The 626-nt window shown below is 39.1% G+C and carries 1 protein-coding gene; it reads left to right on the forward strand.

Annotation, left to right across the window (positions count from 1 at the left end; all coding sequences use genetic code 11):
* On the forward strand, nt 1-626 hold a 626-nt coding region (locus tag HCJ55_RS13865), incomplete at both ends, for a T7SS effector LXG polymorphic toxin (protein ID WP_221644163.1).

Below are 626 nucleotides of genomic sequence, written 5' to 3' on the forward strand. Positions count from 1 at the left end.
TTTCACGACCAAGTAGACCCTTCTCCTAATGCTAAAATTGATGCAGATGGTTTATACGAACTCGGCCAAATGATTGACCGCATTGAAAGTAAAAAAGAAGCGCTGTACCAACGAATGAACAGCAGTACAGAAGGCGAAATGCAAATCTATCGTTCTCAATTAGTAACCGCGTATAAACAGGAAAATATTTTAGAGAAATATTTGGCTTTTGAACAAAGTCATGGGGCTTTTTTCGACCATTTGACGGATTTAGTGCAAGGTATCCAGCAGACTGTTCGTGAGCTTCAATCAAATATCCAGTTTAATAGTCAGACTGGTGGCTATGATTTGAGTAAATTAAATTTTGCCACTGTGAGCCGAATGCGAAAAACGTTAGGAAAAGCGAGTGCCACTGATACGACAATCTATGATTTTGCGGCTTATAGCAAATTGAAACAAGGTGGCATGTGGATTCTGTCTAAAGATGGTCAAGTGGATATTAAAGCAACGGAGGCTTATAATACAGCTAGCTTTAACGGTGAGTTACCAAAGGAAAGTAATCAAGCAATGGAAGAAGGCGAGCTGTTAAAAGCCACACTAGAATCACTGAAGCAAAATAAAGATCCGATAACTGGTCAAGAAATAAG

The organism is Listeria marthii (genome assembly GCF_014227425.1).
Classification (GTDB): Bacteria; Bacillota; Bacilli; order Lactobacillales; family Listeriaceae; genus Listeria; species Listeria marthii.